At 66.4% G+C, this 18,278-nt stretch carries 19 protein-coding genes and 1 other RNA gene; 16 read left to right on the top strand and 4 right to left on the bottom strand.

The window, feature by feature from the left end:
• On the top strand, positions 1–415 hold a 415-nt coding region (locus ABIB51_RS08820; protein ID WP_354187501.1), incomplete at its 5' end, for a transposase.
• A 451-nt stretch (positions 416–866) separates the two neighbouring features.
• Positions 867–2,606: a DUF6541 family protein gene (locus ABIB51_RS08815; protein WP_354187499.1), complete on the top strand. Its 1,740-nt coding sequence runs from the start codon at positions 867–869 to the stop codon at positions 2,604–2,606.
• Positions 2,607–2,630: 24 nt separating this feature from the next.
• On the opposite strand, the gene ABIB51_RS08810 is transcribed toward ABIB51_RS08815, so the two are convergent.
• Together ABIB51_RS08810 and ABIB51_RS08805 are read right to left on the bottom strand one after the other, a co-directional pair.
• Positions 2,631–3,263: a hypothetical protein gene (locus ABIB51_RS08810; protein ID WP_354187497.1), complete on the bottom strand. Its 633-nt coding sequence runs from the start codon at positions 3,261–3,263 to the stop codon at positions 2,631–2,633.
• The gene (locus ABIB51_RS08805) at positions 3,250–4,887 is read right to left on the bottom strand and encodes a L,D-transpeptidase family protein (protein WP_354187495.1); all 1,638 of its coding nucleotides are present in this window, start codon (positions 4,885–4,887) and stop codon (positions 3,250–3,252) included. Before ABIB51_RS08805 ends, ABIB51_RS08810 begins: the two co-directional genes overlap by 14 nt.
• On the opposite strand from ABIB51_RS08805, the gene ABIB51_RS08800 reads away from it, so the two are divergent.
• Entirely contained in the window at positions 4,847–5,188 is a 342-nt protein-coding gene (locus ABIB51_RS08800; protein WP_354187493.1) for a hypothetical protein, read from the top strand. The genes ABIB51_RS08805 and ABIB51_RS08800 overlap by 41 nt on opposite strands.
• A gap of 97 nt (positions 5,189–5,285) precedes the next feature.
• Here the strand turns inward: ABIB51_RS08800 and ABIB51_RS08795 are convergent, their stop codons facing one another.
• The gene (locus ABIB51_RS08795) at positions 5,286–7,274 is read right to left on the bottom strand and encodes a GH25 family lysozyme (RefSeq protein WP_354187491.1); all 1,989 of its coding nucleotides are present in this window, start codon (positions 7,272–7,274) and stop codon (positions 5,286–5,288) included.
• Between the two features lie 296 nt (positions 7,275–7,570).
• On the opposite strand from ABIB51_RS08795, the gene ABIB51_RS08790 reads away from it, so the two are divergent.
• From ABIB51_RS08790 to ssrA, 13 genes are all read left to right on the top strand, one after another.
• Positions 7,571–8,794, top strand: a complete 1,224-nt coding sequence (locus tag ABIB51_RS08790) for a TadA family conjugal transfer-associated ATPase (protein WP_354187489.1) — start codon at positions 7,571–7,573, stop codon at positions 8,792–8,794.
• On the top strand, positions 8,794–9,648 hold the full coding sequence (locus ABIB51_RS08785; RefSeq protein ID WP_354187487.1) for a type II secretion system F family protein: 855 nt from the start codon (positions 8,794–8,796) through the stop codon (positions 9,646–9,648). The genes ABIB51_RS08790 and ABIB51_RS08785 overlap by 1 nt, the downstream gene beginning before the upstream one ends.
• On the top strand, positions 9,645–10,586 hold the full coding sequence (locus ABIB51_RS08780) for a type II secretion system F family protein (RefSeq protein ID WP_354187485.1): 942 nt from the start codon (positions 9,645–9,647) through the stop codon (positions 10,584–10,586). Before ABIB51_RS08785 ends, ABIB51_RS08780 begins: the two co-directional genes overlap by 4 nt.
• A gap of 84 nt (positions 10,587–10,670) precedes the next feature.
• Complete coding sequence (locus tag ABIB51_RS08775; protein WP_502916096.1) at positions 10,671–10,916, top strand: hypothetical protein; 246 nt, start codon at positions 10,671–10,673, stop codon at positions 10,914–10,916.
• A 117-nt stretch (positions 10,917–11,033) separates the two neighbouring features.
• A complete protein-coding gene (locus tag ABIB51_RS08770; protein WP_354187519.1) occupies positions 11,034–11,378 on the top strand; it encodes a TadE family protein in 345 nt (114 codons plus the stop codon).
• The gene (locus tag ABIB51_RS08765; protein WP_354187483.1) at positions 11,359–11,796 is read left to right on the top strand and encodes a hypothetical protein; all 438 of its coding nucleotides are present in this window, start codon (positions 11,359–11,361) and stop codon (positions 11,794–11,796) included. The genes ABIB51_RS08770 and ABIB51_RS08765 overlap by 20 nt, the downstream gene beginning before the upstream one ends.
• Positions 11,793–12,275: a pilus assembly protein TadG-related protein gene (locus ABIB51_RS08760; RefSeq protein WP_354187481.1), complete on the top strand. Its 483-nt coding sequence runs from the start codon at positions 11,793–11,795 to the stop codon at positions 12,273–12,275. The genes ABIB51_RS08765 and ABIB51_RS08760 overlap by 4 nt, the downstream gene beginning before the upstream one ends.
• A 180-nt stretch (positions 12,276–12,455) precedes the next feature.
• Positions 12,456–13,571, top strand: a complete 1,116-nt coding sequence (gene prfB / locus ABIB51_RS08755) for a peptide chain release factor 2 (protein ID WP_354187479.1) — start codon at positions 12,456–12,458, stop codon at positions 13,569–13,571.
• A gap of 180 nt (positions 13,572–13,751) precedes the next feature.
• Complete coding sequence (gene ftsE / locus ABIB51_RS08750; RefSeq protein WP_354187477.1) at positions 13,752–14,558, top strand: cell division ATP-binding protein FtsE; 807 nt, start codon at positions 13,752–13,754, stop codon at positions 14,556–14,558.
• Positions 14,555–15,469, top strand: coding sequence for a permease-like cell division protein FtsX (gene ftsX / locus ABIB51_RS08745; RefSeq protein ID WP_354187475.1), 915 nt, complete (start codon positions 14,555–14,557; stop codon positions 15,467–15,469). The genes ftsE and ftsX overlap by 4 nt, the downstream gene beginning before the upstream one ends.
• Before the next feature lie 25 nt (positions 15,470–15,494).
• Complete coding sequence (locus ABIB51_RS08740) at positions 15,495–16,895, top strand: peptidoglycan DD-metalloendopeptidase family protein (protein WP_354187473.1); 1,401 nt, start codon at positions 15,495–15,497, stop codon at positions 16,893–16,895.
• Between the two features lie 110 nt (positions 16,896–17,005).
• Positions 17,006–17,476 (top strand): SsrA-binding protein SmpB, encoded by a 471-nt coding sequence (gene smpB / locus ABIB51_RS08735; RefSeq protein ID WP_354187471.1) that lies wholly within the window; start codon positions 17,006–17,008, stop codon positions 17,474–17,476.
• 112 nt (positions 17,477–17,588) lie between these two features.
• Positions 17,589–17,957, top strand: a transfer-messenger RNA (tmRNA) gene (ssrA, locus tag ABIB51_RS08730).
• A gap of 150 nt (positions 17,958–18,107) precedes the next feature.
• On the opposite strand, the gene ABIB51_RS08725 is transcribed toward ssrA, so the two are convergent.
• On the bottom strand, positions 18,108–18,242 hold the full coding sequence (locus tag ABIB51_RS08725; RefSeq protein ID WP_354187469.1) for a hypothetical protein: 135 nt from the start codon (positions 18,240–18,242) through the stop codon (positions 18,108–18,110).
• Between the last annotated feature and the right edge of the window lie 36 nt (positions 18,243–18,278).

Below are 18,278 nucleotides of genomic sequence, written 5' to 3'. Positions count from 1 at the left end.
CCTGGTCCTCACCGCTGGCCAGGCCGCCGACACCTCATTCTTCCAAACGGTGCTGGAGACCATCTCGGTCGCCGGCGGCTCCCGGGGACGGCCGCGCATGCGGCCCGACCGGGTGCTGGCAGACAAGGCGTATACCTCCAGCGCCAACCGCGGCTACCTGGCCGGCAGGGGAATCAAGGTCACGATACCCGAGCGGTCAGATCAGATCGCAGGACGGGCCCGGCGCGGTTCCAAAGGCGGACGCCCCCGATCCTTCGACAGGGAAGCGTACAAAGGCCGAAATGTCGTTGAACGCTGCTTCAACCGGCTCAAACAATGGCGTGGCATCGCGACCAGAAGCGACAAAACGGCACGCAGCTACCTCGCTGGCGTCACGCTCGCCTCGGCCCTGATCTGGATCAAATCAGGGGTTTAGCAACACACCCTAGGCGATCCCACGAGGCGGCCAAGACTGTTTCCAGTCTTGGCCGCCTTCAGGGCATCAGGGCTGCCGGCGTTCCCGATGACACTGCCAGCTTCCACGGAGCCTTTATGCAGAGCACCATATTGATGTCAGGAGGCCGGGATTCAAGCTTGCGCAACGTACGCCCATCCAGTTCCGGCGCGAATTCATGATTGACGTGCACCAGGGGGATCCTTCCGTGACGCAGAGTGGACCCGGACGCAATACGCTTCGCCGGCGTTTCCACGACCCCGGGCCGGGCCGGGCCGGGGCTGTTTCCGCAACGATCTTCGCAGCCGTGGTGTTGGGCCGGTGGGCCGGCAACTGGGGTGGATTTGCAGTGCTTGCCGCGGCGGCTGTTCTGCTGTTGGCGCTTCCAACTGCGCGTTCCCTGTCGCGGAGGTTGCTCATAGTTTTGGCCATTGTGTTTGGAACAGCCCCGGTCCTCTGGTGGATTCCCTTCCCGCTGACGTCTGTCGGCAGGGCCACCGTCCTGCTGGCAGTCACTGCAGCGTGGCTGGGAGGCTGGATAGCCTGCGGTCACGATCCGCGGTCGAGATTCCGTCGTCTCCTCCCGCGAGTCCAGGCCATTGATGCCCTGCCGCTGATCGCCGCGGCGCTCTCGGCAGCAACGCTCATCAATTTCCTCAAATCCCGGACAGCAGAGGAATCGATGACGCTGCTGGCAATGAGCTGGGACAACTCTTCGCATTTCGATATGTATTACATGGTGCGCCAGCACGGCCAGATCCTGGGCGCCCTGGGTCCGTCGCCGGACGGCAGCCCCTGGCATTTCCATAACTATCCGCAGGGATTTCACGCAGTTGTGGCATTGCTGGCCGAGATCGTCAGGGGACCGGCGGTGTCCGGCCCGGGCGGGGAACTGGTCAGCTACACAGTGTTGAGCGCGGTTGCTTCCGTGCTGGCCGTCACCATGGTTGCCGCTGCCCTGTGCTCCCTGCCCGCGTTCCGGCGGCGGTTCCTGGTGGCCGCCCCCGCAGTGGCCGTGGTGACCGCCGGATGGATTTACGGACCCGGGGCGGCCGCGACGCTGCACGGATTTCAAAACTTCTACCTCGCGGCGGCGCTGGTCGCAGCGTTCCTGGTACTGATGGTGCTCCAGGTCCGCGTCCTTCGGCCACTGACGCTGTTCGCGGCTTCAGCCGCCGCCATTGGTGTCGTGCACAACTGGGCCCTGCTGGCGACCCTGTTGCTCGGCGCCGCCGCGGGCCTGGTGCTCCCGTGGAACCGGCGCCGCTGGGCGGGAACGCGCCGGGTGTACGTGTTGGCTGCCGTCATCGCAGTGTTCACCGTGCTGGCCGTTGTCCCGGCTCTTGGACAGTTGTCCTCCATCGACGCGGAGGACGTGCTTTACGCCGTGGGAGGTGTGCCGGCTCCGGACTACGGGATGGCAGGTGCCATCGTGATCGGTTCCGTCGGTGTGGCGCTGGCAGTGTCCCGACGGGCGCCGCGGGGACGGTCCGGCCTGGCCATCGACCAGACGAAGCGGACGGCCGCAACGGCGTGGGCTGTGGTCACGGGACTGATAGTTGTTGTCCTGATGGCGGCCCCCCAGATTTCGGCATCAGGGCAGCTGTCGTACTACGGCATTAAATACCTTCTCGCCCTGGAACTCGTGGCGCTGGTGGTTCTGGGGATGGGAGTGGTCAGCCTGGTCGGTCCCGCCCGGCAGGGGAGTCCGAAGGCGGGGTGGGCAAGTGTCACGTCAACATTGCTCGTGAGTGCGGCTGCAACGCAGGTTTTCGGACTGACGCTGGACACGAGGTCGGTGGGCCTGACGCCCAGTTCCGCCTCGGCCCTCGAGCTTGAGCGGCAGCGGAAGACCCTGGACGCGCCGGTGCCCGCACATATTCACGCGCTGTTGGCGGCCGCAGAGTCCAACGGGGGAGAGCCGGCGGTGTATCTCACCACGTACGGCACGGAGTTCGATCCCGTCCTTGCCGCCCAGTGGTTTGCCGCTTTGACGGGGACGTACACGGAGAAGACGGTCACGCTGATATCTCACGTTGTGCCGCTGTCCGCCGGCCTCGAAAGTGTGCCGGATGTCGTACGGGCGCTGCGGACCGCGCACCCGGAGGCGAACATAGTCGTCGATCCGCGAAACAGTGCGTGGCTGCAGCAGCTTCTGGCGGAACGGCGCTAGCCCGGCCTCCGGGCCGTGGGGGTGCTACAGCCCTGACGCCTGGGCCAGCCGCGTCATCGACTCGCGGCCCTTGGCAACATCCCAAGCCCCTGATTGGGGCAGCGCCGCAATGAACTTGACCACGCGTGGCCCGTCGACGGAAACAAGGACGAACTCGGTGGAACCGCTCAGCGGAATCATTGAGTACTTGGCCGGATGCTTGAGCCCTGCCACGTCCTCGGCGGCGGGCAGCAGGCTGTACGGGTCCGCCCGGGACGCTTCCTGCTCCGAGGGGTACGTGATGATCTGCACGGTCAAGGCGTTTGTTGTGGCGCCGTCCGGATCGAAGGCGTGGATGCAGGAGTCGTACAGGACGCCCTCAGGCGTGCGCTCCGCGTCCGGTTGGGCGGGTTGCAACGAGGTGGCCACCGGGCCAAGCGTGGACTTGATGGCATCGTCCCCCAGGAGCCCGCAGGCCACGGACTCGCCCGTCGGCAGCACGGTCCTCCCGTCCCGCGCAGTTTCCGTTACGGGCGCAGACGGGGTTGCCGAGGCGGTGCCGCCGTCCGTGGAACCGGACGTCTTGCCCTGCGGCCCGGGCGTGCAGCCGGACCCCAGAACGGCCAGGACGGCCAATGCGGAAGCCAGCCCGAGGGCTTTCCTTCTAGCGGAAAACATCGGCGTCAACTCCCATGATGAGGCGGTCGCCCGGGGCTGCGGAGCGGATGTAGCGGATGACGTCGCTTTCCGACAGTGAAATGCAGCCCCAGGTCCCTACCGGGTTGGCGTGCAGGAAGATGGCGAAGCCGGCGTTCATGGTGATCGGTGAATCGGGCGGCCGGTTGTAGTTGATGACGGCGCCCTGGCGGTAGTCGCCCTGACGGCGGGTTGCGTAGTACCACATGTTTTCATCCGGGAAGATGTCGGCGGACGATTCGAAATACTTGTTGTAGTTCGAGTTCAGCCGCCCGCCCCAGCGTGAGTACGGGTTGAGGGTCCGGTACGGAAGAGCCGTACCGGGGTTGGACAGTCCGAAGGCTTCGGTGACACTGAAGGACCCCGTCGGTGAAAGCTTTCCGGTGGTCGGACCGGTCGCGACGCCGGGACGGGCGAAGCCGCTTTCGCCGTCGGATCCGCGGGTTGCCCATTCGAGCGAGTATCCCCACGACTGGCGGAGGCAGTTGACGAACGTGACCGCCGTGGAGCCGTAGCTGGGGGCCACGGCAAAGCTGACCCTCTTGGCGCCGGCATGCTCGAACTTTGCGGCCCCGCGGCCGAGCGACGCACAGTAGCCCCACGGCGTGATCGCCGAGCTCAGGACTCCCTGTGACGTCCAGGTGTAGGTGCCGTAGTCGAAGTTCTGGCGGCAGGAGCCACCCCAGCACGACTCATCGGAGACGGGGTAGCCCAGGGCGCTGGAGGGGCCGCCGCGTTGGCGGTAGCCGGCGTAGAAGGCTCCGGAAATGGCGTTGGTTCCGGCGTGCGGTGCGTAGTAGATGGCCCCGCCCTGGAAGCCCTGCTGGCAGCCGCCGGCGGCAAGGCCACACTTTTCGGCCTCAACGGGGTAGCGGAGGGCGCCCCGCTCGGCACCGAGGGAGGACCAGCGGGCCAGGATCGCGTTCATGACCGGGTTCGTCCCCACCCCGGGGGCGTAAAAGATTCCACCCTGTTCGAAGTGCTGGACGCAGCCACCGGCGGTAAGCCCGCAGCTTTCGGCGCCGATCGGGAATCCCAGGGCGCCCTTTTCCGCGCCGATGTCCTTCCACCGGGCAAGGATCGCGTTCATCACGGGATTGGTTCCCCAGCCGGGAACGTAGTACATGGTGCCCCGCTGGAACGGCTGCATGCAGGCCCCGCCCCGGAGGCCGCACGTTTCGCCACCCGTGGGGTAGCCGAGGGCGCCGGACTCGGCGCCGAAATTCGTCCACCGGGCACGGATGCCGTTCAGGACTTCGAAGGCTCCGGCCTGCGGGGAGTAGTAGATGGCGCCGCGTTCGAATGACTGGCTGCACCCTCCGCCGGTGAGTCCGCAGCGCTCTTCGGCCAGGGGATAGCCCAGGACCCCGTCGACGCCGCCGAGTTTCGCCCATCGCTGGGCAATCGTGGCGCGCACGGAGACGGCCTTGGTGCCCTCCGTCCAGGCGATCGACCCTTTCGCGTACCCGCCCAGGCAGCCGTTGGACGCGAGCTTGCACTCGACGGCTCCTTCGGATGCTCCGAGGACCCCTTTGGCTCCGCCGAGTTCAAGCCACCGTGCGTTGATGGCCTTCTCGCCTGTGGAGGGCGCCGCCAGCTCGGTCACCGGCGGCGATTTCTTCGCCGGTGCAGTAGGCGTGGCCGACGGCGTCGGGCTTGCTGTTGGGCTCGGACTTGCGGTGGCCGTCCGGGTTGGCAGGGGAGTCGGCGTCGCGGACGCTGAGGCAGCGGCCCCCGGGGACGCGGTGGCCGCGCCGGACGCCGTCGGACTGGCCTTCTGCTGGGTGGCAGCCGCCGTACCGGCCGGCGACGGAGCCGGCTCGAGGGCCGGCGGAGGTGCTGCGACGGCCTGCGACCCCATGGACATGGTCAAAACCACGGCCAACAGCGCCGTTGCAAGTGGTTGATTCCATTTGGTTCTACTGGTCACTTTTCCCCCAAAAGTATGTGATTTCTAGTTGTGACCAATGGCCGGGAAGTTGCGCACTCCGCCGGTCCATTGGGTCATCGCGGCGTTACTGTCACGCCGCTGGACGGAGTCCACGTCAGCACTGCGCCCTGGAACACCTGCTGGCAGTTTGATGAGCTGGAGCACGTCTCGTTGGTCAGGGGATAACCCATCCAGCCGTATTCGAAACCCTGGCTGGCCCAGACGCCCCGGATGGCTCCGAACGGGCTGAAGTAGGCGCCCAGCCCCGGTCCCCAGACCATCGCTCCGGTCTGGTACATCTGGTAGCAGCCGCCGTTCTTGGAGCCGCAGAATTCCTTGGACGTCGGGTAGCCCGCGCGTCCGTTCTCGAAGCCGAGCGCGGCGTAGGCGCCGCGGATCGCACCGAAAGTACTCGGCTGCGCGCCGGAAGCCTTGGACCACAGCATGGCGCCGCCCTGGAACATCTGGTAGCAGCCGCCATCCCTGAGACCGCAGATCTGGCCGGATACCGGATAGCCGAAGTAGCCGTTCTCGAAGCCGGCCTCACTGTACGCGGTGCGGATGGGGCCGTTGGGACTGATCTGGGCATTGGTGGCGCCGGACCAGAGAATCGCTCCGCCCTGGAGCATCTGGTAGCAGCCGCCGTTCTTCAGCCCGCACTGCTCGGGCCCCATCACGGGGTAACCCAGGACGCCGTTCTCGTAGCCGGTGCTCTGGTACGCGCCCCGGATTGCGCCGTTCACGCTGGCATGCGCCCCGGATGCCGGCGACCAAAGGACCGCTCCGCCCTGGAAGCTCTGGTAGCACCCGCCGTTCGTCAGGCCGCAGACCACCCCGCTCCAGGCGTTGCCGAGCTGAGTTGCCGAGTCGGAGGCTTCCTTCGTGATTGCCGAGACGGCGGCCCGTGCTGCGGGGGCCGCGAACTCGCGGAGGCCGGCCATGTCACCGTTCCAGACGTTGGAATCTCCGGCGTAGGGTCCGCTGCTGCTGTACTGCCAGATGCTGTAGTTGCTCCAGCTCCGGGTCGGAACCGGTCCCGCGTTGTTTGTGGGTGAGCTGGGGTAGGCGGCGATCCACAAGGGGTAGTCCCCGAAGCCGGTCGGGTTGCCCAGGCACTGGTTCCACCATGAGGTGTTGGTGTAGATCACGGGAAGCCGGCCCGTCAAGGACCGCACGGTGTTGCCGAAGTCGTGAACCCACGACGCCAGCTGCCCGGCCGACATGTCGTAGCAGGTGTTGCCGAAATAGAAGCCCTCGATGGTCCGGCCCGCGTACGGGTTGAACTCGAAGTCCAGGACCGGCGGCATGGTGGAGCCGTCGGCGCTCCAGCCGCCGCCGTTCCGGACGAAGTACCTGGCTTGGTCGGCACCTGAGGACCAGTTCGGGATGGCGAAGTGGTAGGCGCCGCGGATCATTCCCACGCTGCGGGATCCCTCGTACTGGGAGCCGAACAGCGGGTTGGTGTAGTAGTTGCCCTCGCTGGCCTTGACGTAGGCGAAGCGGGCGCCGACGTTGTATTGCTCCCGCCAGTTGACGCTCGGCTGGTGGCCGCTGACGTCGAGTCCCTTGATCCCGAACGTCGGTGACCAGGTGCCCTGCGTCGTGAGGGCCTCGATCGCCGCGGACGGGGAGGACTTCCTGAGCATCGGTGAGGTCGCGGTGACTCGGGCGGAGCGTTGTCCCATCTCCGCGCCGCCCGGGCCGACGGCCTGGGCCATGGCTGCCTTGGCGGAGTCCGACGACGGATCGGGAGCGGCGCCTGTTGTCGGCTGTGCTGCGGGGGCAGTGGTTGCCGGCTTCGTTGCGGGCGCCGTGGTTGCTGGCGCCTGGGCCGGCTTCGTCGCGGCGGGCGACGGCGTGAGCTTCGGCGCGGGCGCTGTCGCGGCGGGGGATGCGGAGGCCGTCGTCCCGGTTGTTGCAGGCTTGGCCGGGGCAGTCGGTGAAGGCTCGACGGCGCCGGCGGGCGGCGCCAGACCCGGACCCGCCAGTAGCGCGGCAGCAAGAAAGACGGCCCCGAATCGGCGCCTGCTCTGACTGGTGGGGGAAAGTAGGGTCCGCTTCATATTTCGCTCCGTGCAATGACACGCTGTCGGAGCCGCGTCACGTAGGTCCCGTCCCGGGGGGAAAAGCGAAAAAAGCTGCCCGGACTGGAGATTGTCTGACTTATCGCGCCCACCCTAACATCGGTGGATTTTTGAAACCAGTGATTCTGGTGTTACTCGTGGGAATGTTGTCATGCCGCAATCTTAAGGGTTATCCACATCGCTCCCTGCGGGCTATTGTCCGGCAGATCACCCTCCCCTAGGTTTAACGCAATTGCCCTGCCCAGGCGGCAGGCCGGCAGTCTAAGTGGGGGCCAATGGAGGCTGTGCGCATTGTCGAGGATGAAGTCCGCGAGCTGATCCGACGCCGCGGGCTGGACCCGCTGCGGCAGGCCGGAGAGGTCAGGCGCCTCGTCGAGGCGGCCGTCAGCGATTACGACGAGCGGGCACTCCTGGCGCCGCTGCCCCCGATCGGCCCCCTGGAACCAGCCCGACGATTCGTCTTCGACGCCGTCGCCGGCTTCGGTCCACTGCAGCCGCTGCTGGACGACCCCGGGATCGAAGAGGTCTGGATCAACGCCCCGCATGAGGTCTATATCGCCCGCAACGGCGAATCGGAGCTCACCTCCATCTCGCTGTCCGAGCAGCAGGTCCGGGACCTGGTGGAGCGGATGCTCAAAAGCTCGGGCCGGTGGCTCGACATGTCTTCGCCCTTTGCTGATGCTGCGCTTCCTGACGGTTCACGCCTCCACGTGGTCATTCCGGACATCACCCGGAGGCATTGGGCCATCAATATCCGCAAGTTCGTCGTCAAGGCCAGCAGGCTCGAACACCTCGTGGAACTCGGGACGCTCACCCCGCAGGCTGCACGGTTCCTGGGCGCGGCGGTGGCCAGCGGCCTCAACATCCTCGTGTCCGGCGCCACCCAGGCGGGCAAGACCACAATGCTCAACTGCCTCGCGGCCGGCATCGGCACCCGCGAACGGGTCATCACGGTGGAGGAAATCTTCGAACTTCAGTTTCCGCTGCGTGACGTGGTGGGGCTGCAGTGCCGACAGCCGAACCTGGAGGGGGAGGGCGAGATTCCCTTGCGCCGGCTCGTCAAGGAGGCCCTGCGCATGCGGCCTGACCGGCTGGTCGTCGGCGAAGTCAGGGAAGCGGAAAGCCTCGACATGCTGATCGCCTTGAATTCGGGCTTGCCAGGGATGTGCACCATCCACGCCAACTCGGCCCATGATGCGGTCACGAAGCTCTGCACACTCCCGCTGCTGGCGGGCGAGAACATCTCCAGTGCCTTCGTCGTTCCCACCGTTGCCTCCTGCATCGACCTCGTGGTCCATTGCAGCCGGCACGCGAACGGGCGCCGGCAAGTCACGGAGATCCTGTCGCTCGGACGCAGGGTCGAGAACGGCATCATCGAATCCTCCATGGTTTTCGCCATGGGTGACGGGCACCTTCAGCCACAAGCCAATTCAATGCCCGCTGCGGAGAAATTTGCCCGGTCCGGGTATGACGTCGCCGCTTTGCTGGAGCCGCGCTGATGGCGCCGCTGCTGGGCGTGCTCGCGGGCGTCGGATTGCTGCTGATCTGGTGGTCCGCCTGGGAGCAGCCGCCGCCGGCCAAGCGCGCGCCGCGCAACCGGCGGCTGGAGGACCTGTTGCGGACGGCGGGCATCGAGAAGGTGAGCGGACCGGGGTTGGTGGCAAGCTGCCTCGGCGTCGGGGCCTTCACCACTGTCATCTTCTTCGCACTGACTCGGTCGTGGCCCATTTCGGCCTGCTTCGGCCTGTTCGGAGCCTGGCTGCCGATGGCCATCGTCCGGTGGCGGGCCAGGAAGCGCAAAGCCGTCCTGCGCCAGCTCTGGCCGGACGTCGTGGACCACCTGCGATCCGCCATCCGGGCGGGCCTCTCGCTGCCCGAGGCCCTTATCCAGCTCGGGGACAACGGCCCGCTGGAGCTGCGGCACGTGTTCCGCGATTTCGGTTCCGACTACCGCGCGGGCGGCCGGTTCGATCCCGCCCTGACCAGGTTGAAGGACCGCCTCGCCGACCCCGTGGCCGACAGAATCATCGAGGCGCTCCGGCTGACCCGCGAGGTGGGCGGCTCAGACCTTGGCCGGCTTCTGGGCACTCTTGCCGAATTCCTGCGGGAAAGTGCCCGGACCCGCAGCGAATTGGAGGCCCGGCAATCCTGGACCGTCAACGCCGCACGCCTTGCGGTGGCCGCGCCGTGGATCGTCCTGGTACTGCTGGCGAGCAGGCCGGAAGCCGTCGCGGCGTACAACACCGCGGTTGGAGCTGCCGTCCTGCTGGGCGGTCTCGCGGTGTCGCTCATCTCCTACGCCATCATGCTGCGCATCGGAGCGCTTCCCGACGATGAACGGGTCCTCCGTTGAGCGGGCTCCTTGCCGGCGCAGCCGTCTGTGGCGTGGTCCTCGGCGGCGGACTCTGGCTCGTACTCGTCCGGCTGCCGTTCATGCGGCCCACCGGCTTCGCCGAGCGCATCGGGCCGCAACTCAAGTCATACAACCTGCAATCGGGGCTACTGCGGCCGGCAGCCCGGAACGTGACCCCGTTCGGTCCGCTGGAACGCATTCTCCGGCCGGTGTTCCGGGATGCCATCGCCTCACTGGGCCGGATCAACCCCGGCACGTCGGCTTTGACCCGGCGCTTGGCCCGGGCAGGGAGCGCCACGTCGCCGGTCGATTTCCGGGCCGAGCAACTCTTGTGGAGTGCCGGCGGCTTTGTCCTGGCCGTCAGCTCGGCGGTGCTCTCAAGTGCCTCGGGACGGTTCAGCCCCACCGTTGCCGCGGTGGCCGTGCTGGGCAGCGCCGCCGGCGGTTATCTGCTTCGCGACTACGTGCTGTCCGTACGCATCAAGAGGCGCGAGTCCCGGATCCTGGCCGAGTTCCCCAGCATCGCCGAACTCATGGCGCTCGCCGTCAGTGCCGGCGAGAGCGCCACCGGTGCCCTGGACCGGGTGTGCCGCAGCGCCCGCGGCGAACTGTCAAAGGAGTTCAGCCGCGTTCTCGCCGAGACCAGGTCCGGAAAGCCCCTGGTGGAAGCCTTGCAGGAGTTCTCCTCGCGGACGGACCTGGGTCCGTTGATCAGGTTCGTGGACGGGATGATCGTGGCGGTCGAACGCGGGACGCCGCTCGCCGACGTCCTGAGGGCCCAGGCGCAGGACGTCAGGGACACCGCCAAGCGGGAGCTGATGGAGTCCGCCGGAAAGAAGGAAATCGGGATGATGGTGCCGCTCGTTTTTGGGGTGCTGCCGCTCACCGTCGTCTTTGCCGTCTTCCCGGGCCTGGCCGCCATCAGCCTCGGACTGTAGGAGGCAGGCGACTTCGATCAAGCTTGCTGCAGGAATCGGAACACAGCATGGAGAAGCTCCAACCACCAAGACATAGGGGACACAGTGAAACTCATCGGTATCCGCATGGCTTTAGCGGTCTTGACCCTGCATATGGTTCTTCGGCGCCCAGCCCGGCCCGGGCGGGCAACGCGGCCGGCCCACAACGGGGACACACCTGAACGCGGGGACGTGCCGGGCTGGGTGATGATCACCCTGATGTCGGCAGTCCTCGTCGCGGCACTGCTGGCGCTCGCCGGGCCGGCGCTGGAGGGATTGTTCAACCAGGCAATGGACAAGGTCGGACAGTAGCAGGTGGGCGTGCCCGGCAGAGCCCAGCTAGGCAGAGCCCAGCTAGGGAGAGCGCACCGCGGAGCCGCTGCGGACAGTGCCGCTGCGGACGGCGCAGGGGAACGGGGCGCGGCCGTGGTGGACTTCGTTCTGGTCGGCGGGCTCCTGACGCTGTTCTTCCTGGCCATCGTCCAGCTCACCCTGGTCCTCCACGTCCGGAACACCTTGATCGATGCGGCAGCTTCGGGCGCCCGGTACGGCACACTCGCGGACCGGGATTCCGGGGATGCCCGGGACCGTACGGCCCAGCTGATCAGCGTGGCGCTCAACCCGGAGTTCGCCAAGGACGTGACCACGAGCGAATCCACGTACCAAGGCGTCCGCACCCTGGAGGTGACCGTCCGTGCCCCACTTCCGGTGATCGGCCTGATCGGGCCACGGGAATTCCTGGAGGTGAAGGGACATGCGGCGATCCAGTCCTGACAACGACGCCGACCAGGGGAGCGCCGTGGTGGAATTCATCTTCCTGTCCCTACTGCTGATGGTGCCGCTCGTCTACTTCGTCATCACCGTCGGACAGATCCAAGGCGGCACTTTCGCGGTGGTCGGGGCTGCGGACCAGGCAGCCAAGGTCTTCGTCGCCCAGCCGGACGCGGCAAGCGGCCGGGCCGCCGCCGAGCAGGCTCTCCTGCTGGCGCTCGCCGACTACGGGCACGAGGCCGGCAACGCCAGCCTGGACACCAGCTGCCAGCCGGCGGACTGCATGGCCGCCGGCTCGGCCGTGACCGTCACAGTCCATCTGACCGTGCCGCTGCCGTTTGTCCCGTTCAGTGACGCCTTCCAGCTCAACGCGAGCAGGCTCAGCGCCTCGGCCACGCAGCTGGTCGGGCGCTTCCGGTGAGCCTCGGAAGCCGGGACGGCGGCCCGGACAGTACGGTGAGCCGCGGAAGCCGGGACGGCGGCCAGATGATCGTGCTGATCATCGGCTTCGTCCTGCTCGCCCTGCTCGTCGCGACCGTCGTCGTCGGGGTTTCCAGTGTCTACATCGAGCACAAGAAGCTGCTCTCGCTGGCCGACGGCGCCTCGGTGGCCGCGGCCGGAAGCTTCACCCTCGGACAGCTCGAGACGTCCGCGGGGACGCCCACGGCCACTCTCGACGGCGGCAGGGTCCGGGCCGCCGCCCTCGACTACCTGGAGCGCAACGGTGCATTCGACCGGTTCAGCGGGCTCGCCGTTGCCCCGGAAACCGGCAGCCCGGACGGTTCCACCGCCGTCGTGGCCTTGAGCGTCACCGTCCACCCGCCGGTGGTCAACTTCCTGGTCCCGGACGGCATCCGCGTCGAAGCGAGTTCCACGGCGCGCTCCCGCCTCTCGCGCTGAGCGGCTCCCGTCAGTCCCGTTGACCTATCAGTAGATGCTGCCATCCGGGGCCTTCAGTCAACCCAAAGTGATAGGGCCGGGAGGTGCAGGGCCCGGCCTGCACTGCCCGGCCTGCACTGCCCGGCCCGAACTGCCCGGCGGGTCAGGGGGCTAGGACACATAGCGTAGGGTTAAAAAACCATGGCTAACATTGATTTTCCAGCAGAAATCCGCGCACTGCGCGCCACCTACACCTCCATCGAAAATGTTTCGAATGTTGAGGCGCTGAAGGAAGACATCGCTGAACTGAGCGAGCGTGCGGGGGAGCCCAACCTCTGGGACGATCCCGCGGCCGCCCAGGTGATCACCTCGCGGCTCTCGCACCGCCAGTCCGAGCTGGCACGGCTGGATTCGCTCGTCTCGCGGATCGACGACCTCGAAGTCCTGGTCGAGCTGGGCCAGGACGAGGATGACGCCGCCTCCATGGGCGAAGCCGCCACCGAGCTGGAATCGATCCGGAAAGCCCTGAAGGACCTCGAAGTGGTCACGCTGCTGTCCGGCGAATTCGACGAGCGCGAAGCCGTGGTCACCATCCGCGCCGGCGCCGGCGGCGTGGACGCGGCCGACTTCGCCGAGATGCTTATGCGGATGTACCTGCGCTGGGCCGAACGCCACGGCTACCCGACCACCATCATGGACACCTCCTACGCCGAAGAAGCCGGGCTAAAATCCGCCACGTTCGAGGTCAAGGCGCCCTACGCCTACGGCACGCTGAGCGTCGAGGCCGGTACCCACCGCCTGGTCCGGATCAGCCCCTTCGACAATCAGGGCCGCCGGCAGACCTCGTTCGCCGCCGTCGAGGTCATCCCGCTGATTGAACAGACGGACTCAATCGACATCCCTGACAACGAAATCCGCGTCGACGTGTTCCGCTCCTCCGGCCCCGGCGGCCAGTCGGTCAACACCACCGACTCCGCCGTGCGCCTGACGCACATCCCCACCGGCACCGTCGTGTCCATGCAGAACGAGAAGTCGCAGCTGCAGAACCGTGCGGCCGCCCTCCGGGTGCTGCAGTCCCGCCTGCTGCTGCTCAAGAAGGAGCAGGAGGACGCCGAGAAGAAGGCGTTCGCCGGCGACGTGAAGGCCTCCTGGGGCGACCAGATGCGCTCCTACGTGCTCAATCCGTACCAGATGGTCAAGGACCTCCGCACCGAACACGAGGTGGGCAACACGTCCGCCGTGTTCGACGGCGAGATCGACGACTTCATCGATGCCGGCATCCGCTGGCGGACCGATAACCGGAACGCCGACAAGTAGGCCCGGGGCGCCTCTGCTGGGAGGTGCCTGACAATCGCGCGACACGCCCTGCCGTTCCGGCTGAACTGCAGTTCGCCGTGCGTATAGTCGAGAAGCCGGAGCTCTACTTCCCCCAAACGAAAGCCCGCGCACCGGCAGCAGAACAGGCCATGAGCCATGTCCTGCAGGGTACTTAGGGCCATGATCCGATTCGAAAATGTCACCAAGGTCTATGACCAGAAAGCGCGTCCTGCGCTGGATTCGATCAACCTTGAGATCGACCGTGGCGAATTTGCCTTCCTCGTCGGCGCCTCGGGCTCCGGCAAGTCGACGTTCCTCCGGCTGGTTCTCAAGGAGGACCGCGCCTCCTCCGGCGCTGTCTACGTTGCCGGCCAGAACGTCGCGAAGATCTCCAGCTGGCGCGTGCCCCGGCTGCGCCGCGGGATCGGCGTCGTGTTCCAGGACTTCCGCCTGCTCCCGCAGAAAACCGTGTTCGCCAACGTCGCCTTCGCCATGCAGGTGATCGGCAAGAGCCGCAGCGTCATCCGCGACACCGTGCCCGAGGTCCTCAAGACCGTCGGCCTGGAGGGCAAAGAGAACCGCCTGCCGCATGAACTTTCCGGCGGTGAGCAGCAGCGCGTTGCAATCGCGCGCGCCGTCGTCAACCGTCCTGGAATCCTGCTGGCCGACGAGCCGACCGGAAACCTGGACCCCACCACGTCGATGGGCATCATGGGCGTGCTGGACAAGATCAACCAGAACGGCACCACCGTCGTGATGGCAACACACGACGACGACATCGTCAACGAAATGCGCAAGCGCGTTGTCGAGCTCAAAAACGGCGTCGTGATCCGCGATGAAGCCAAGGCCCTGTACACCTCGATGATTCCGATCGTGGGGCAGTCACGCCGGCTGCGGGACGCAAGCGGCCGGGATCCCGAACCCGCCGCCACCACCCGCAGCGGCGCCCGCGCCGAAGCCCGTGCCGCAGGGGAGGGCCAGCTGTGAGGCTCGCGTTTGTCCTCGGTGAGATCGGCAGCGGCCTGCGCCGGAACCTGTCCATGGTGGTCTCCGTCATCCTGGTGACTTTTGTGTCCCTGACCTTCGTCGGCGCCGCCGGCATGCTGCAGCTGCAGATCAACCAGATGAAGGGCTACTGGTACGACAAAGTCCAGGTGGCCATCTTCCTGTGCAGTGACGGTTCGACGGCGGCCGGCTGCGCCACCGGCCCCGCGACGCCGGAGCAGCAAGAGAACCTGCAAGCCCTCCTGAAGTCGCCCGCGGTGGCCCAGTACGTCAACGACTTCCAGTTCGAATCCAAGGACGACGCCTACAAGCACTTCAAGGAACAGTTCTCCAACTCCCCGATTGTCGACTCGGTGACGCCGGACCAGCTACCGGCGTCCTTCCGGATCAACATGAAGGACCCGGAGAAGTACCAGATCATCAGCGAGACCTTTTCCTCGCAGGCCGGCGTGGAGACGGTGATCGACCAGCGCCAGCTGCTTGAGCGGCTGTTCTCCGCGATGAACGCCGCCTCGCTCGTGGCGGTCAGCATCGCCGGCGTCATGATCGTGTGCGCGATCCTGCTGATCGCGACCACCATCCGTCTGTCCGCGTTCAGCCGACGGCGGGAAACCGGAATCATGCGCCTTGTGGGCGCCTCGAAGATGGTCATCCAGCTGCCCTTCATCCTCGAGGGCGTGATTGCCGCCGTGATCGGCGCCGCGCTGGCCTCGGGCACGCTCTGGGCCGTGGCGCACTTCTTCCTCGGCGACTACCTGTCCAGGCAGTATCCTGACACCGCCTTCATTTCACCCGGGCAGACCCTGATCCTGGCCCCGGCCCTGATCGGGTTGGGCGTACTCCTGGCCGGAATTTCCTCACTGCTGACCCTCCGCCGTTACTTGCGGGTCTAGCGTGCACAATGAAAAAGGACTGCACATGACACCGAAGGATCGACGGGCCCGGCGGTCCGGCCAGGCCGGACCCCGCCTGGCCGGGAGCCGCAGCCGCATGATCAGTGCCGCCTTGGCACTGGTCCTCGCGGCCAGCCTCGGCGCGTCAACCCCGGTGGCATTCGCGGACGAGCTGGAAGACCAGCAGGCGGCGCTCCGGGAAGAGGCGGACCGTGTGCAGCATTCGCTCGAATTCGTGGATTCCCGCATCGCCCAGGCCGCGGGGGACCTGGTCCTCTACCAGGGCCAGCTTCCCGGCGCGCAGCAAGCACTGCTCGACGCCCAGGGCCGGGTAGCCGGCGCCGTCAAGGAGGTCGAGGCCCTGGCCGCACGGGTGGATCTCGCGCAGCAGAACAAGGCCCAGATCACGCAGCAGCTGGAGTCCGACAAGAAAAAGATCGCCGACACCAAGAAGCTGATCGGCCAGATCGCCACCCAGGCCTACAAGTCCGGTGGCGTGCCGTCCAACCTCTCACTGTTCTTCGGCTCGAACAACGGCAGCCTGACGGACACGATCGACCTCGCCGACCAGGCCATGCGCAGCCAGAACGCTGCGATGGAGAAGCTCACGCAGCAGAGCGCGACGAACACCAACGCGCAGGCCCGCCTCGAAGCGGTGGAAGCCGAAATCAAGGACCTCAAAGCCAAAGCCGACGCCGCGCTGGCCCGCGAAAAGGCGGCCCGCGACGAAGCCGAGGCCAAGAAGGCCCAGGTGGACAAGCTCATCGCGGACACCACGCGGCTCGACGCCGAACTGCAGGCCGCCAAGCCCGGCATCCAGAGCCAGATCGCCCAGGTCAAGGCCCAGCAGGACGCCGTCGCCGCCGAAATCGTCGAACGCGACCGGAAGCTGCGCGAGGCCTGGGAAGCCGAGCAGCGGCGCATCGCGGAGGCTGCCGCTGCCGCGGCACGGGCCCAGGGACAGGCTATCCGGCCGTACGTCCCGCCGGCCCAGGGACCGCCGTCGGCGTTCGGGCTGCGGAGCCCCTTCGACGGCGTCCGGATCACCTCCGGCTTCGGCTGGCGTGCGACGCCGCCGGGCACCATCGACTTCTACGGCCAGGGCGGCTACATGCATACCGGCATCGACTTCGGCGCCGCCTGCGGCACCCCGGTCTTTGCCCCGGCGGCGGGCACCATCGTCTCGGCCGGCTGGGCCAACGACGGCGGCGGCAACAACGTGAAGATCTCGCACGGTGTGGTCCAGGGCAACTCGCTGACAACGATTTTCTACCACAACAGCAGCGTGGTCGTATCCCGCGGGCAGCAGGTCAGCCAGGGCCAGCTGATCGCCTATTCCGGCACCACCGGAAACTCCACGGGCTGCCACTCGCACTTCGAGACCTGGCTCAACGGCCGTGCCGTTGATCCGATGAACCTGCTCTGACCCCGCTGCGGGGGCTTACGTCCCCGCGGCTGCCCTGCCGTAAACTGGAGGGACTCCGCGCCGTCCGGCCGGAGTCCTGTCCGTCGCCTCACGATCCAAGGAGTTCTACCGTGCCGAAAGAAAGTGGCCGTAAGGTAGTGGCCACCAACCGCAAGGCCCGGCATGACTACCTCATCCTCGACACCTACGAGGCCGGGATCGCGCTGATGGGCACCGAAGTGAAGTCCCTCCGTGAGGGCCACGCGTCCATGGTTGACGGCTTCTGCACCTTCTACAACGACGAGCTGTGGATGGAGGGCATCCACATTCCCGAGTACCACCAGGGGAGCTGGACCAACCACGCCGCCCGCCGCCGCCGGAAGCTGCTGCTGCACCGTGACGAGCTCACGAAGATCTCGCACAAGATCCGCGAGTCCGGCTTCACGATCGTCCCGCTCCAGCTGTACTTCGTGGACGGCCGGGCGAAGGTGGAAATCGGCGTCGCCCGCGGCAAGAAGGAATACGACAAGCGGCACACCCTGCGCGAGCAGCAGGACAAACGCGAAGCCCTTCGGGTGATGCGTGAACGGAACCGCCGCTAGCGGGAATCATTCTGCGGGGGCGTGCGTTATGCTTGATAGTCCGGGAAGGAAACGGGCGGAATCCGCGAAAGCGGTTCAGCTGCAGACCTGTCCGGTTTGATAAAAAAATACGGGGGATGATCGGTTTCGACGATGTTAGTCGCGACAGGTGAAGCGGGCCGAGGATGCAGAATTATCTCGTAAACGCTGTCTGCAAACCAATAAGTGCCGAATCAAAACGCACTGACTTCGCTCTCGCTGCCTAAGCAGTAAGACAGTCCGTCAGCCCGAGGTTGCTATTGCCCCGGATCCTGGCGTCATTTAGATAGCCACTGCTGTTTACCTCCGTCATCGGGGTGAACGGGACTCTTAGATGACTGGGCCCGGATCAGCCAGCTGTTTGCAGCGTGGCAGGGGCCGAGAAAATCCGACGCAAACTGCGCCCGGAGAAGCCCTGACAACACGACATCGGACGGGGGTTCAATTCCCCCCATCTCCACCTGGGAGCCCCGGCAACGGTGCTCCACCCCGTATGGGCGCGCAAGTGCTCACATCAGCCAAAAGGCCGGAAGCTCTGCTTCCGGCCTTTTGTCATTCCTGGGCCAATCGGTCAGCGATCCCGCAGCCGGCCAGCATTGACCGGCGCCTTGCATCAGCGCTTCTTGATATGGGCCACCGGGTCGGCATGGGAGTCCGCGACGTTCTTGGTCTTCTTCTCGGCCCGTTTTTCCTTGATCGTCTTGACCGGCTTCTTGGCCTGGTTCTGGTGTGGGGTTTTGTCAGGCATTGCGCCCTCCTAAGGCGGAAGGGCCGGAATGGCCCC

This window comes from Arthrobacter sp. UYCu712, from assembly GCF_040547005.1.
GTDB lineage: Bacteria > Actinomycetota > Actinomycetes > Actinomycetales > Micrococcaceae > Arthrobacter.
The sequence above is the reverse complement of the archived record's forward strand: the minus strand, read 5'-3'. Positions and strand labels throughout refer to the sequence as shown.

Excerpts from the sequence above, each read along its gene's own strand:
- ABIB51_RS08785 (WP_354187487.1), top strand. The coding sequence starts at position 8,794 with ATGGCGCCGCTGCTGGGCGTGCTCGCGGGCGTCGGATTGCTGCTGATC.
- ABIB51_RS08765 (WP_354187483.1), top strand. The coding sequence starts at position 11,359 with ATGCGGCGATCCAGTCCTGACAACGACGCCGACCAGGGGAGCGCCGTG.
- ftsE (WP_354187477.1), top strand. The coding sequence starts at position 13,752 with ATGATCCGATTCGAAAATGTCACCAAGGTCTATGACCAGAAAGCGCGT.
- prfB (WP_354187479.1), top strand. The coding sequence starts at position 12,456 with ATGGCTAACATTGATTTTCCAGCAGAAATCCGCGCACTGCGCGCCACC.
- ABIB51_RS08790 (WP_354187489.1), top strand. The coding sequence starts at position 7,571 with ATGGAGGCTGTGCGCATTGTCGAGGATGAAGTCCGCGAGCTGATCCGA.
- ABIB51_RS08725 (WP_354187469.1), bottom strand. The coding sequence starts at position 18,242 with ATGCCTGACAAAACCCCACACCAGAACCAGGCCAAGAAGCCGGTCAAG.
- ABIB51_RS08740 (WP_354187473.1), top strand. The coding sequence starts at position 15,495 with ATGACACCGAAGGATCGACGGGCCCGGCGGTCCGGCCAGGCCGGACCC.
- ABIB51_RS08800 (WP_354187493.1), top strand. The coding sequence starts at position 4,847 with ATGGCCTTCTCGCCTGTGGAGGGCGCCGCCAGCTCGGTCACCGGCGGC.
- ABIB51_RS08795 (WP_354187491.1), bottom strand. The coding sequence starts at position 7,274 with ATGAAGCGGACCCTACTTTCCCCCACCAGTCAGAGCAGGCGCCGATTC.
- ABIB51_RS08810 (WP_354187497.1), bottom strand. The coding sequence starts at position 3,263 with ATGTTTTCCGCTAGAAGGAAAGCCCTCGGGCTGGCTTCCGCATTGGCC.